Source organism: Catenuloplanes indicus (assembly GCF_030813715.1).
Taxonomy (GTDB): domain Bacteria; phylum Actinomycetota; class Actinomycetes; order Mycobacteriales; family Micromonosporaceae; genus Catenuloplanes; species Catenuloplanes indicus.
In genome coordinates this window covers 3,735,758-3,747,921 of the sequence record NZ_JAUSUZ010000001.1, presented here as the reverse complement: position 1 = coordinate 3,747,921, position 12,164 = coordinate 3,735,758, and the positions used below count along the sequence as shown (strand labels likewise).

The 12,164-nt window shown below is 72.2% G+C and carries 11 protein-coding genes and 1 other RNA gene; 7 read left to right on the top strand and 5 right to left on the bottom strand.

Features of this window, described 5'->3' with window-relative positions; all coding sequences use genetic code 11:
* Window positions 1-94 precede the first annotated feature (94 nt).
* The 6 genes from ftsE to ssrA all read left to right on the top strand — a co-directional run bounded on the left by ftsE (window position 95) and on the right by ssrA (window position 5,491).
* Entirely contained in the window at window positions 95-775 is a 681-nt protein-coding gene (gene ftsE / locus J2S42_RS16830; RefSeq protein WP_033339704.1) for a cell division ATP-binding protein FtsE, read from the top strand.
* A gap of 76 nt (window positions 776-851) precedes the next feature.
* Window positions 852-1,727 carry a permease-like cell division protein FtsX gene (gene ftsX / locus J2S42_RS16825; RefSeq protein ID WP_307240251.1) on the top strand — a complete coding sequence of 292 codons (876 nt, stop codon included), beginning with the start codon at window positions 852-854 and terminating at the stop codon, window positions 1,725-1,727.
* Between the two features lie 495 nt (window positions 1,728-2,222).
* Window positions 2,223-3,485 (top strand): peptidoglycan DD-metalloendopeptidase family protein, encoded by a 1,263-nt coding sequence (locus J2S42_RS16820; protein ID WP_307240249.1) that lies wholly within the window; start codon window positions 2,223-2,225, stop codon window positions 3,483-3,485.
* A gap of 324 nt (window positions 3,486-3,809) precedes the next feature.
* A complete protein-coding gene (gene smpB, locus J2S42_RS16815) occupies window positions 3,810-4,286 on the top strand; it encodes an SsrA-binding protein SmpB (protein ID WP_307240247.1) in 477 nt (158 codons plus the stop codon).
* A gap of 81 nt (window positions 4,287-4,367) precedes the next feature.
* Entirely contained in the window at window positions 4,368-5,030 is a 663-nt protein-coding gene (locus tag J2S42_RS16810; protein ID WP_307240245.1) for a cellulose binding domain-containing protein, read from the top strand.
* An 87-nt stretch (window positions 5,031-5,117) separates the two neighbouring features.
* Window positions 5,118-5,491, top strand: a transfer-messenger RNA (tmRNA) gene (gene ssrA / locus J2S42_RS16805).
* Between the two features lie 331 nt (window positions 5,492-5,822).
* On the opposite strand, the gene J2S42_RS16800 is transcribed toward ssrA, so the two are convergent.
* The 5 genes from J2S42_RS16800 to J2S42_RS16780 all read right to left on the bottom strand — a co-directional run bounded on the left by J2S42_RS16800 (window position 5,823) and on the right by J2S42_RS16780 (window position 11,211).
* Window positions 5,823-6,428: a hypothetical protein gene (locus J2S42_RS16800; RefSeq protein ID WP_307240244.1), complete on the bottom strand. Its 606-nt coding sequence runs from the start codon at window positions 6,426-6,428 to the stop codon at window positions 5,823-5,825.
* A gap of 11 nt (window positions 6,429-6,439) precedes the next feature.
* Window positions 6,440-6,718: a hypothetical protein gene (locus J2S42_RS16795; RefSeq protein ID WP_307240242.1), complete on the bottom strand. Its 279-nt coding sequence runs from the start codon at window positions 6,716-6,718 to the stop codon at window positions 6,440-6,442.
* Window positions 6,719-7,060: 342 nt separating this feature from the next.
* Entirely contained in the window at window positions 7,061-9,697 is a 2,637-nt protein-coding gene (locus tag J2S42_RS16790) for an ATP-binding protein (protein WP_307240241.1), read from the bottom strand.
* A 195-nt stretch (window positions 9,698-9,892) separates the two neighbouring features.
* Window positions 9,893-10,510: a class I SAM-dependent methyltransferase gene (locus tag J2S42_RS16785; RefSeq protein ID WP_307240239.1), complete on the bottom strand. Its 618-nt coding sequence runs from the start codon at window positions 10,508-10,510 to the stop codon at window positions 9,893-9,895.
* 101 nt (window positions 10,511-10,611) lie between these two features.
* On the bottom strand, window positions 10,612-11,211 hold the full coding sequence (locus J2S42_RS16780) for a class I SAM-dependent methyltransferase (protein ID WP_307240237.1): 600 nt from the start codon (window positions 11,209-11,211) through the stop codon (window positions 10,612-10,614).
* 199 nt (window positions 11,212-11,410) lie between these two features.
* On the opposite strand from J2S42_RS16780, the gene J2S42_RS16775 reads away from it, so the two are divergent.
* On the top strand, window positions 11,411-12,106 hold the full coding sequence (locus J2S42_RS16775) for a DUF6928 family protein (protein WP_307240235.1): 696 nt from the start codon (window positions 11,411-11,413) through the stop codon (window positions 12,104-12,106).
* Window positions 12,107-12,164 lie beyond the last annotated feature (58 nt).

Below are 12,164 nucleotides of genomic sequence, written 5' to 3'. Positions count from 1 at the left end.
CACCCGTTCGGATGATCCTTTATCGGGTCATCGGGGACAGATCGGGCGAGCTCTGGACTTGGAGTTTTCGTTACACCGCGTAGACTCTGCTCCCGTGATTCAGCTTGAGAACGTGACCAAGACGTATCCGAAGGCGTCCCGGCCGTCGCTGGACGATGTGTCGGTCGGGATCGAAAAGGGCGAGTTCGTCTTCTTCATCGGCCCGTCCGGCTCCGGCAAGTCCACGATCATCAAGCTGCTGCTGCACGAGGTCGCCCCGAACAAGGGCAAGGTGATCGTCAACTCCAAGGACGTCACCTCCATGCGCTCGTGGAAGATCCCGCACTTCCGGCGTTCGATCGGCTGCGTCTTCCAGGACTTCCGGCTCCTGCCCAACCGGACGGCCTACGAGAACGTCGCCTTCGCGCTCGAGGTGATCGGCAAGACCAAGGCGGTCGCCCGCCGGGTCGTGCCCGAGGTGCTGGAACTCGTCGGTCTCGGTGGCAAGGAGCACCGTTACCCGCACGAGCTCTCCGGCGGTGAGCAGCAGCGTGTCGCGGTGGCCCGTGCCTTCGTCAACCGCCCCCTGATCCTGCTGGCGGACGAGCCCACCGGAAACCTGGACCCGGACACCTCGATCGAGATCATGCGCCTGCTGGACCGGATCAACCGGACCGGCACCACCGTCGTCATGGTGACCCACGACTCCAACATCGTGAACCAGATGCGCCGACGGGTCATCGAGATCGAGAGCGGCCGGATCGTCCGTGACCAGCCGCGCGGTGTTTACGGCTGATAACAGTCGGTAACCGACTGCACTCCTCCCAGATCCCTGACCCGGCAGCAGACGATTCACGAAGGAAGCCTCACCGATGCGTCTGAAATATGTCCTGTCCGAAGTGCTGGTCGGACTGTGGCGCAACGTCACGATGACCATCGCCATGATCATCACGATGTCCGTCTCGCTGACCATGCTCGGTGCCAGCGCGCTGCTGTACCTGCAGGCCAACGAGATGAAGGACTTCTACTACGCGAACATCGAAGTGGCGATGTTCCTGAAGTCCGACGTCAATGATGAGCAGAGGCTGAACCTCGACGCCGCGCTGAAGTCCGACGACCTGGTCCAGTCGTACGAGCTGGAGACCAAGGAGAAGGCGCTCGAGAAGTTCCAGACGCTGTGGCGCGACACGCCCGACCTCGTGAACTCCGTCAGCGCCGAGCAGCTGCCCGAGTCGTTCCGGGTGAAGCTGAACAACCCCGAGCAGTACGAGGACTTCGCGGCCAAGTACGCCTCCGCCGAGGGAGTCGACGAGATCCTCGACCAGCGCGCGCTGCTGGAGAAGGTGTTCGGCATCCTCAACTCGGTCCAGACCATGTCGCTGGTCGCCTCGTCGATCATGGCGATCGCCGCGTTGCTGCTGGTCGGTAACACCATCCAGGTCGCCGCGTACAGCAAGCGCCGCGAGGTCGCGGTCATGAAGCTGGTCGGCGCGTCGAACTGGTTCATCCAGGCGCCGTTCGTGCTGGAGGCCGTCGCGGCCGGTGTGCTCGGCGCGCTCCTCGGCTTCGGCGCGCTGGTCCTCGGCAAGATCTTCCTCATCGACGGCGCACTCCGCGACCTGACCGAGCTGCTCACGCCGCTCAACTGGGACAACGTGCTGCTCATGCTGCCGTTCATGGCCGGTGCCGGCGCGCTGGTCAGCGCCGTGACCGCATGGACCACGCTGCGGTTCTACCTGCGGGTCTAGTTACCCCACGAGCCGTGCCGGATCGCCGTCCGCACCCGGGTCCGTCCCGGGAGCGGACGGCGATTCTTGTTTCTGCCGATCTGCCGGTTCTCACCCGCGTAGGGTGGTGAGCACGGAGAATCGGGGGATATGTCCGTGAAGTCCTATCGCAGCGCACTCGCGGCCCTGCTGACGCTGGCGTTCACCGCACCCGGGCCCACACCCGCCGCAGCCGCGACGTCTACCGCAGCCGCGAGGTCTGCCGCGACATCCGCGACATCTGCTGTAGCCGCGAAAGCCGCCGGTGTCGCGCTCGCGATGGCACCCGCCGCAGCCGCGACGTCTGCCGCGATGGCGTCATCCGCCGCAGTCGCGACGCCCGCCGGCGCCGCGCTCGCGATGACACCCGCGAGCGCCGCGCGGGCTGTAGCGCCGGGCGGTGCCGCAGCCGCAGCGGGACTGACCGGCCCGAGCGCGGCGGCACCCGCTGGTGTCGCGGCGGCACCCGCTGGTGTCATGGCGGCACCCGTTCGTGCCGCGGCCCACGTCGCGCCCGAGCGCGGACCCGCGACCGTCGCCGCCAGGTCCGCGGCCGACCCGCGTGACGACCAGCGCCGGATCGAACGGGAGGTCGCCAAGGCCGCCGCGATCCTGGAGGGCGCCACCGACCGCGCTCGCGCCGCCGCCCGCAGCCTCGCCGCCGCCAGCGCCGGGCTCCCGCCCGCCCAGGCCCGCGCGGAACAGGCCCGCGGCCGCGTTGCCGCCGCCCAGGCCGCCGCGGACACCGCGAAGCGGAAAGCCGACACCGCCCGCGCCGCCCAGGACGCCGCCACGAACCGCTCCGCGCAGGCCGAGCGCGACGTCTCCGCCGCCCGCGACAAGCTCGGTGACCTCGCCGCCGCCAGTTTCAAGGGTGGGAACATCGGCACGCTCAACGTGCTCATCGACGCCAACCCGACCACGTTCGCGGACCGTCTCGGCTACGTCGACCGGGTCCTGGACACCCAGCGCGGCGCGCTCACCCGGGTGGTCAACGCCCGCGGCGCCGCCCGCGACGCCCAGAACGCGGCCACCACCGCCCGCCGCGCCGCGGACGCCGCACACGCGGACGCCGCCACGAAGCTCGCCGACGCGCGGACCGCGCAGCGCGTCGCCGAGGACGCGGTCGCCGCCGTGCAGAGTCTCACCGACCAGCGCCGCGCCGCGCTCGGCATCGCCCAGCAGGAACGCTCCGCCAGCCTCGCCCGGTACCGCGACGCCCGCGCCGCCGAGTCCCGGGTCGCCGCCGAAGTACGCGCCTGGGAGAACCGCCGCCGTGCCGCCCGCCGCGGCGCCACCAACGGCGGCGGCAGCACCCGGATGCGTTCGGACGCCCGCCTGCTCATGCCGGTCCGCGGCTGGAAGTCGAGCAACTTCGGCTGGCGCTTCGACCCGTACTACAAGGTCTGGCAACTCCACACCGGCGTCGACATCGCAGCCGGCGGCGGCCAGCCCATCTGGGCCGCCGACGACGGCGAGGTCATCCGCGCGGGCTGGGCCAACGGCTACGGCAACTTCACCTGCGTCGCCCACGGCGACCTCGCCGGCCAGGGCGTCTCGACCTGCTACGGCCACCAGTCCCGTATCCTCGTCCACCGCGGCCAGCGCGTCCGCCGCGGCCAGCTCATCGGCCGCGTCGGCACCACGGGCGCCAGCACCGGCTACCACCTTCACTTCGAGGTCCGCCTCGACGGCACCCCGAAACAGCCGCTCAACTGGCTCCCCAGCTGCCTCTGCTGAAAACCGGAACCCAGGACCGAGGGGTCCGGTTCCGCCGTGGTCCCGCCCCGCCGCTCCCGCCGGAGACCGGTCGTCGCTGCCACTCCCGGAAGACCCACCCCGGTCGCGTGCACCGGCCCGGGGTTGTGGTGACCAGCGGCGGAACTGACAGGGAGGAGCGCCAGCGACGACCGGTGCCCGCGGGAGCACTCGGGACTCAGCCACGCCGGAAGCGGGAAAAGCGAATTCTGGGTTTTTGGTCGTTGGGGGTTGGGTTCGGTGGCGCTGTAGCATTGCGGGGTTGTTCGGACCACGAGGGATCCGGCTCTGAGGGAATGGTGCACGATGCCGCGCGAAAAGGGGCGCAAGGTGGTGGCCTCGAATCGCAAGGCACGCCACGACTACACGATCCTGGACACCGTCGAGGCCGGGATGGCGCTGACCGGCACCGAGGTCAAGTCGCTGCGGGCCGGGCGGGCGTCGTTGGTCGACGCGTTCGCGCAGGTCAGCAACGGCGAGATCTTTTTGCACGCCATGCACATTCCGGAGTACACGCAGGGCACCTGGACCAACCACGAGCCGCGGCGGATCCGGAAGCTGCTGCTCAAGCGCAACGAGATCCTGAAGCTGGCCGGGAAGGTCCGCGAGGACGGGCTGACCATGGTGCCGCTGCAGGTGTACTTCTCGGACGGCTGGGCCAAGGTCGAGCTCGGGCTGGCGCGCGGTAAGCGCGACTACGACAAGCGGCAGGACCTGGCCAAGCGGGACGCGGCCAAGGAGATCAACCGGGCGCTCGGGCGGCGCGGCAAGGGCATGGACTGACCGAGGGCGGCCGCGGTAGCCTTCGTCGTCCGGTGCGCCGAACCACCGCGTTCGTCGCGGAACGCGGGAGGAAGACCAGCCGTGCCCGGCAAGCACTCCGTGGGCGTCGCCACCAGCGGATTCTTCGGCATCTCACCCACCCGGTCCCGGCTCGCCATCGCCGGTGGCGTGATCGGCGCGCTGGTCATCGGCAGCGCGGTGTGGGCACTCACCAGCCGCTCCGAGGACGACGAACGGCCGTCGCTGATCGTCATCCCGACCGCGGCGCTGTCCGGGCCGCCGGAAGGCGTCATCACCGCGGACCCGCTGGAGGAGGAGTCGCCCTCACCGTCCCCGGTGATCACCTCGCCGGCCGCGTCCCCGTCGGCCGCCGCGCCGCGCACCACCGCGCCCGCCACCCCGCCGTCACCCACCCGCGCGCCCGCCGCCGGCGGGCTCGGCGCGCGGTACGTGCTCGGCAGCACCTGGAACGACGGCTTCGTGTCGAACGTGGTCATCGGCAACGCCACCGGCGCGAACACGAACTGGCAGGTCCGCCTCACCTACCCGGCCGACGTCAAGATCGCCGTCACCGGCTTCTGGAACGCGACCGCCTCCGTCTCCGGCACCACGCTCGTCCTCGACGGCGGCCCGCTCGCCGCCAACGGCGAGATCCAGGCCGGTTTCCAGGCCACCAAGAACACCGCCGCCCAGGTCAACCCGGTCTCCTGCACGATCAACGGCACCCCCTGCGCCGGCTTCTGACCCGCCGGCCGGGTATCTCATGTGACGTTCGCGCGGGGACGCGTTAATCTTGTGTGGTTGCGTCGTCCACCCGGCGACGCTCGACGAGGGGGTGACTGGTTTCGACTTCGGATGCTGACGCAGGGGAAGCGAGCTGAGGAAGCCAACGTCGTCTCATAAATCGATCGTTGGAAAGTAATAAGCGCCAACTCTAAGCGCTCTGAGCTCGCTCTCGCCGCCTGAGGCGAGTAGCAGCTCTGTCGGTCTAGGCACGCCTTCGGCCTAGTCACCGGCATCATCTAGAAGGCTGGCCAAGCAAGCCCCGTCGTGAGGCTTGCACGGCGAGACCAATCACGACTGGGCCCGTCACACCGACTCGCTTGCGTGATCGGAGGGGCCGAGTAGAGGCACAGCAAGCTGCGCTCGGAGAAGCCCTGTTGATTCACCGAAGGACCCGGGTTCGATTCCCGGCACCTCCACGGCCTGCGGCCCCCCTGTTCGCGGAAAGCGCGAACCGGGGGGCCGTTTCGTATTCCTCTCCGGGGGCCGAGCCCCCGGAGGCCCCGCGTTCCGGTGGTCGCGGCCGGCGGTGTGGTTCGAGTAGGCGGACAGCACCTCCACGGCCTGCGGCCCCCCTGTTCGCGGAAAGCGCGAACCGGGGGGCCGTTTTGTATTCCGCTCTGGGCCGAGCCCCGGACGCCCCCACGGTCTGGTGGTGGCGTGGCGTCGGTCGCTTGCGGGTTCTGGTGGGCTTCGGTGCCGGCGTGTCAGTCCGGGCAGCGGTTCGCGGCGCGCGCGAACCGGGGTAGCCGGTCAGATGCGGGGGATCAGCGTGGTGGCGATGGTTTTCGCGTCGGACAGGTTCTCGCCGTCGGAGCCGCCGCGGGAGTAGACGTCGATCTGGACGGTGCCGTAGAGGACGAAGAGGTGGCCGGAGAGCCAGAACGCGTCCTCGCCGACGCCGTCGACCGGCTCGGCCTCGGCGATGGCGAGCTGGAAGTCGCCGGCGGTGGTACGGGTGAGGAAGACGGCGAGCTGGCCGCTGTTCTGCTGCCACTGGCAGTAGCGGGTGACGTCGCCGGTGGGGGCGCCGTCCTCGTCGATCTGGGTGATGTCGCGGCCGGTGAGCGAGGTGACCTCGGCGTCGGAGAGCAGCGTGCACGGGTCGGGGATGGCACCGGAGTCCTTCACCGAGCCGAGACCACTTTCCGCCGAGGCACCGGAAGCGGCGCCGGAATCAGCACCGGCCGAGGCACCGGAAACGGCGCCGGAAGCGGCACCACCGGCGACCGGACCCGGACCGGTGCCGGCACCGTCGGCGATGGACGAGGGCGGTGCGGTGGACACCGGGATGGCGGCGCAGCCGCTGGTGAGGGTGGCGAGGAGCAGGACGGCGGGCAGAGCGAGACGAAGCTGCACGGGGGATCTCCCTAGGAGTCGGCGCCGAGGCCCTTGTCGAGCACCGTGGCGGAGGCGGTCACGGTTGCGGAGTCCATCGGGCCGCCGCCGACCGTGTAGAGCGCGTACGTGTGCGTCTCCGTGCTGCCGACCTCGCCGGCGCAGGAGAAGAAGAACTCCAGCGAGCCTTCGGGGTCGACCGCGCCGTACGTGCCGGGTGTGCCGGTCGGGTCGTCGACGGACAGCGCACCGCCGGTCGCACCGGAGATCTTCCACTCGATGACCAGTGGGACCGGCTCGGCCCGGAACACCGCGGTGCCCTCCGCACACTTGGGCTGCCGGGCGACGCGTAGATAGACGACCCGCGGCCCGGCCGCGGACCCGTGCGCGGAAGAAGCCGGAACGGACGGCGGAGCTGGAGACGGCAGAGCGGACGAGGGCAGAGCGGACGAGGGCAGAGCGGCTGACGGGGTGGGCAGAGCGGAAGCAGTGATCGACACCGCGGTAGGAGCCGCGCCGCCACCCGGGGACACGCTCACCGCGCACCCCGGCAACGCCGCCACACCCACCACCAGAAGCACAGCTGACCTGGCAGATCGCATCACGTCAGCAAGGATCGGCGACCCAGCCAAAGAATCGCCAAAGACGCCGCCTCACCCGCCCAGCAGACCCGCCACCGCCGCCTCGAGCGTGGTCCCCGTCGCCTCCCGGTACACCCGGCCCACCGCCGCCGCTCCCAGCCGCGCCCGGGCCAGCTCCTCAGCCCGGGCGCGGTCCGCGATCTCGTCGGGTGTGAAGCTCGGCGCACCCAGCGCCGACCGTTCCCGTTCCGCGACCGCCAGCAGCCGCAGCCCGGCGGCCGGGTCACCGTCGAGCACGTCCAGCTGCGCGAGCCCCTCGATCGCGTCCAGCTGCCCCTCGACGATGCCCAGCTCGGTGTAGACCGCCAGCGCCTCCCGCATGGCGGTCCGCGCGTCCGGGTACCGTCCGCGCCGCCGTGCGGCGGTGGACAGGTTGGACAGTGCGGCCGCCTCACCGCGGCGGTCGTGCAGCGCGCGGAACCCGGCGAGCGCGCGCGTGAACAGCTCCTCTGCCTCGTCCAGCCGGCCCAGGCAGCGCAGCGTGCCCGCGGTGTTGTTGGACGCGGCCGCGATCATCCGGGCGTCGGACAGCTCCTCCGCGATGCGCAGCGCCTCGTACCCGAACTCCAGCGACGCCGGGTAGTCCTCCTGCGCCTGCGCGGTGATCAGCAGGTTGTTCAGCGCGGCCGGCAGCCCTCTCCGGCCGGCGCCGTCGAGCGACCGGAGCACCGACAGGCACTCCTCGCCGAGCCGCCGGGCCGCCGTGAGGTCGCCGGAGTTGCGGGCGAGTGACGCGGCGGCCCGCAGCGCCGCGGCCCGGGACGCCGACGCCTCCGGCGGGCCCGCGCCGAGTGCGCGCCCGAGCCAGGCGCGTCCCTCGGCCATCCGGCCGGCCACCCACCAGTACCACCACATCGCGGCCGCGATCCGCAGGCCCTGTGCGGCGTCGCCGTCGCGCAGCGCCCAGTCGATCGCGGCCGTGATCGTGTCGTGGTCCGCGCTGATCCCGGCCAGCCACGCGGTGTGCGCGGGCCCGTCCACCGGCGGCGGCGTGGCCAGGCGGTTCTCGCAGAGCCGGGCGAGCCGGGTGTACGCGTCCGCGCGCTCGGCCGGGCCGAGGCGGTCCCGGGCGTACTCGCGAATGGTCTCGATCAGGCGGTATCGCCCGTCCCGCCACTCGATCATGGAGCGGTCGACCAGCTGGGTGAGCGGGTCGAGGGGGTCGGTGCCGGCCACCTCACCGGCGGCGGCCAGGTCGAACCCGCCGCCGAACACACCCAGCCGCCGCAGCAGCTCCTGCTGCGGCAGGTCGAGCAGGTCGTACCCCCAATCGATGGCGGCCCGCATGGTCTGGTGCCGGGCGACCGGTGCGGTGCCGGTGAGCAGGTCGAGCCGCCGGTCGAGACGCGACATGATCTCGGAGAGCGGCAGCGCGCGCAGCCGGGCCGCGGCCAGCTCGATGGCGAGAGGCAGGCCGTCCAGGCGGCGGCACAGCTCGTCCGCGACCGCATGCTCCGCGGCGGTCAGCGCGGCGCCACCGCGGACCGCGGCGACCCGGTCGGCGAGCAGCCGCACGGCGTCCGGCGCGGCGAGCCCGTCCAGCGTGAACACCACCTCACCGTCCAGGCCGAGCCGTTCCCGGCTGGTCGCGACGATCCGGAGCCCGGGCGCGGCGGCCAGCAGCGTACCGGCGAGCGCGGCCGACTCCGCCCGGACGTGTTCGCAGTTGTCCAGGATCAGCAGCGTACGGCCGTCGAGCCGGCGGGTGATCGTGGCGAGCAACGGTGTGCCCGGCTCCTCGCGCGCGCCGATCGCGGCGGCCAGCCGGGTGTCGAGCGGACCGTCCCGGTGCTCGGCCAGCTCCACGACGTGCACCGCGTCGTGCCCGTCCGCGAGCGCGCGGGCGAGTTCGAGGCTGAGCCGGGTCTTGCCGGCGCCGCCCGGCCCGGCGACGGTGAGCAGCCGCGCGGTGCCGAGCAGGCCCGCGGCCCGGTCGAGTTCGGCGCGGCGGCCGATGAACCGGTTCGGCCGCGCGGGCACGCCGGGCACCGGGGCGTCGAGCGTGGGGTCCTGCCGGCGTACCGCCTCGGCCAGCGCGTCCAGCGCCGGGCTCGGCACGGTCTCCAGCTCGGCCAGCGCCGCGACGGTCCGCTGGTAGGCGATCAGCGCGTCACCGGCCCGCCCGCACCGGTACAGCGCCAGCATCAGCTGGCGGACCAGAGGTTCGGTGGTGGGTTCCGCGGCGGCCCAGCCGGTCAGCTCGGTGACGGCCTCGGCGTGCCGGCCGTCCGCGAGCGCGGCCTCCGCCCACCGTCGCCGGGCGTCGAGGCGCAGCTCCGCGAGCCGGGCCGCGTCGGCGGCGACGGCCGGGCCGGCGGGCACGTCGTCGTAGGCGTCGCCGCGCCACAGGTCCAGCGCGCCGGTCCGCTCGAACTCGGCCGCGTCCAGCACGTCCGCGGTCAGGTCGAGGCGGTAGCCGGCGGGCACCGTGCGCAGCCGGTCACCGACGGCCTTGCGCAGCGCGGAGACGTGCATCTGCAGCGTGGCGGTCGCGGTCGGCGGCGTGCCGTCCGGCCACAGCTCGGCCAGCAGCCGGTCCACCGTGACCGGACGTCCGCGCACGGCGAGCAGCACGGCCAGCAGCGCCCGCGGTTTCGGCGCCAGGACGGCGTCACCCGCGCGCACCGGCCCCAACACCTGGAATCGCACCGCTCCGAGCGTAGGCCGCCGGCGCACCCCCACTCGAAGGCGGAAAACCATGCGGTCCCGGTCAGCGGGTGGTGGCGTTCCGCCGCTCCCGCCGGAGACCGGTCGGCCGCGGGCGGCCTCCCTGCCACTTCCGTCGTGGTCGCGCAAAACCCATGCGGGGGCACCTGACCGACGTACCCCCGCGACGTTTCGGTTTCAGCTGCCCGCGGAAGGCCGGCGCTGGCGCGGGCGGTGCGCCTCGTAGACGAACGCGGGCGGCGGGTTGCGCCAGAACGTGCGGCTCTGGGTGACCTCCTCGAACGTGGCGCCGAGCGCGCTGCGGAACCGCCGGGCACCCGGCATGCGGCTGCCCATGCTGAGCGTGATCGTGGTGAACGCGCCGTGCGGCGCCATCGAGGCCGCGACGGCCGCCAGGATGCCGCGCGCCTGCTCGTCGGAGAACAGCGTCCACGGCAGCGCGCTGACCACCACGTCGGCCGCGCCGAGCCCACGCTGGGCCAGCAGTGCGGGAAGCTGTGCCGCGTCGGACTCGGCCACGTCGACCGCCGGGTACCGCTGGCGGAGCAGGCCGGCGAAGACCGGGTCTATCTCGATTGCGAGGTGGTGGCCGCGGCCGCCGAGCCGATGCTGGATCCACTCGGTGACCGCGCCGGTCCCGGCCCCGAGCTCGACCACCAGCGGGTCGCCGTGCTCCGGTATCGGTGCGGCCATCTGGCGGCTGACCGCGGCGGACGTGGCGGCCGGTGTGCCGACCCGGGCCGGATTGCGGAGGAAGCGCTGAACGAAGGCCCCGGGGGCGGTGCTGGACTGCATCCCGCAACGCTGCCTCAGAGTCCGCTCGAAGACCAGTCGAAAGAGTGAATAAATACGCGACGCCGGTGCCGGATGTGTTACAACCCCGGCGTCGCGCCTGGTCAGACCGTGCGGCGCGGGCGCCGGGCCTCGTAGACGAAGGCTGGTGGCAGGTTCGCCCAGATCGCCCGGCTCGGCTCGACCGTCTCGAACGTGTCGTTCAGCGCGGCCAGCACCCGGCGCCACGGCGGCATCATCCGCGCGGTCGTGTACGTGATCGTGGTGAACACCCCGTCCGGGCTCATCGACGAGGCGAGCGCGCGGAGTATCCGCCGGGTCTGCTCGTCCGGGAACGTGGTCCACGGCAGCGCGCTGACCACCGCGTCGACCGTGCCGAGGCCGCGGTCGGCCAGCAGCTTCGCCAGGTCACCGGCGTCCGCGACGGCCACGTCCAGCGTCGGGTAGTTGCGCTGGAGCATCTCCGCGAAGACCGGGTCGATCTCGATCGCCAGCAGGTGCCCGCGACCGCCGAGCCGCCGCAGGATCCACTCGGTGACCGCGCCGTTGCCCGGACCGAGCTCGACCACGAGCGGGTCGCCGGTCTCCGGGATCGGCTCGGCCAGCCGGCGGCTCACCGCCGGCGACGTCGCGGCGATCGCACCCACCTGGGCGGGGTTCTTGAGGAAGCGCTGGATGAAGGCCGCACCGGAGTTCGACTGCATCCCGCCACGCTGACTCGGATCACTGCTCACTCGCCACTCACTAACTGTCGAATCTGCGTGCGTTTCCTTGGTTCCGAAGCAGTCTGAGCGACGCGCCACCGGACTACAAGGGTGCACTGACAGATCGCCGACAGGCCGGGTACCTCGATGAGGTGCATCATGATCCGGCAACAGAACGGCGCTGAGCAGGGAGAATGTGATGGGCGTGAAGACGGCGCTGCTGGCGATCGGGGACGCGGACCTGCGCACGGCACTGCGTGCCGCACCCCGTCCGGTGGACGACGCGGAGGAAGTGGTCCGCGGTCTGCTGCCCGCGCGCCACGTCACCCGGATCGGCGACGACACGCTGGCCGGCCGGCTCTGCCCACCGGACGACGTCACGTACGCGGCCGCGCTGCGCGGTGCCGTGCTGCTCTGCGACCGCCGGTTCGCGCTCGACCGGCCGTCCCGGCTCCCCGCGCACGTGCTCCGGGCCGGCGCCGACCGCCGGATCACGCTGCACACCATGGACGCGGCCGCCGGCCGGTTCGCCTACGGGGTGTGGGAGCACGGCGCGCTGGTGCGGTCGCTGAGCCTGTCCGGCACCCGCGTGCTGGAGGACATCGGCGACCGGTACAGCTTCGAGCTCACCCCCGCCGCCGACCCGGCCGCACTCGGCGAGGCCGCGCTGCGCGCGTTCTTCGGCTTCGTCCTCACCGCCCCGGCCCGTCCCGCCGACGTCGACGCCACCACCGTCCGCGTCCACGGCTTCCAGGTCGAGGACCCGCTGTTCCGCGAACAGGCCGCCCGCCAGGCGATGCTTGCCCGGGTCAGCGCCGGCGCCTACCGCCGCCCGTTCGCCACCACCATCGCCGACACCCTCCGCCCCGCCTCCCTCGCCGACCTCCGGTCCTGACCGCCGACATCCGGCCGTGCGCGGCACTGACCGGCCGCTCGGCCGGGTGATGTCGGGC

Excerpts from the sequence above, each read along its gene's own strand:
- ftsX (WP_307240251.1), top strand. The coding sequence starts at position 852 with ATGCGTCTGAAATATGTCCTGTCCGAAGTGCTGGTCGGACTGTGGCGC.
- J2S42_RS16820 (WP_307240249.1), top strand. The coding sequence starts at position 2,223 with ATGGCGGCACCCGTTCGTGCCGCGGCCCACGTCGCGCCCGAGCGCGGA.
- smpB (WP_307240247.1), top strand. The coding sequence starts at position 3,810 with ATGCCGCGCGAAAAGGGGCGCAAGGTGGTGGCCTCGAATCGCAAGGCA.
- J2S42_RS16785 (WP_307240239.1), bottom strand. The coding sequence starts at position 10,510 with ATGCAGTCCAGCACCGCCCCCGGGGCCTTCGTTCAGCGCTTCCTCCGC.
- J2S42_RS16780 (WP_307240237.1), bottom strand. The coding sequence starts at position 11,211 with ATGCAGTCGAACTCCGGTGCGGCCTTCATCCAGCGCTTCCTCAAGAAC.
- J2S42_RS16775 (WP_307240235.1), top strand. The coding sequence starts at position 11,411 with ATGGGCGTGAAGACGGCGCTGCTGGCGATCGGGGACGCGGACCTGCGC.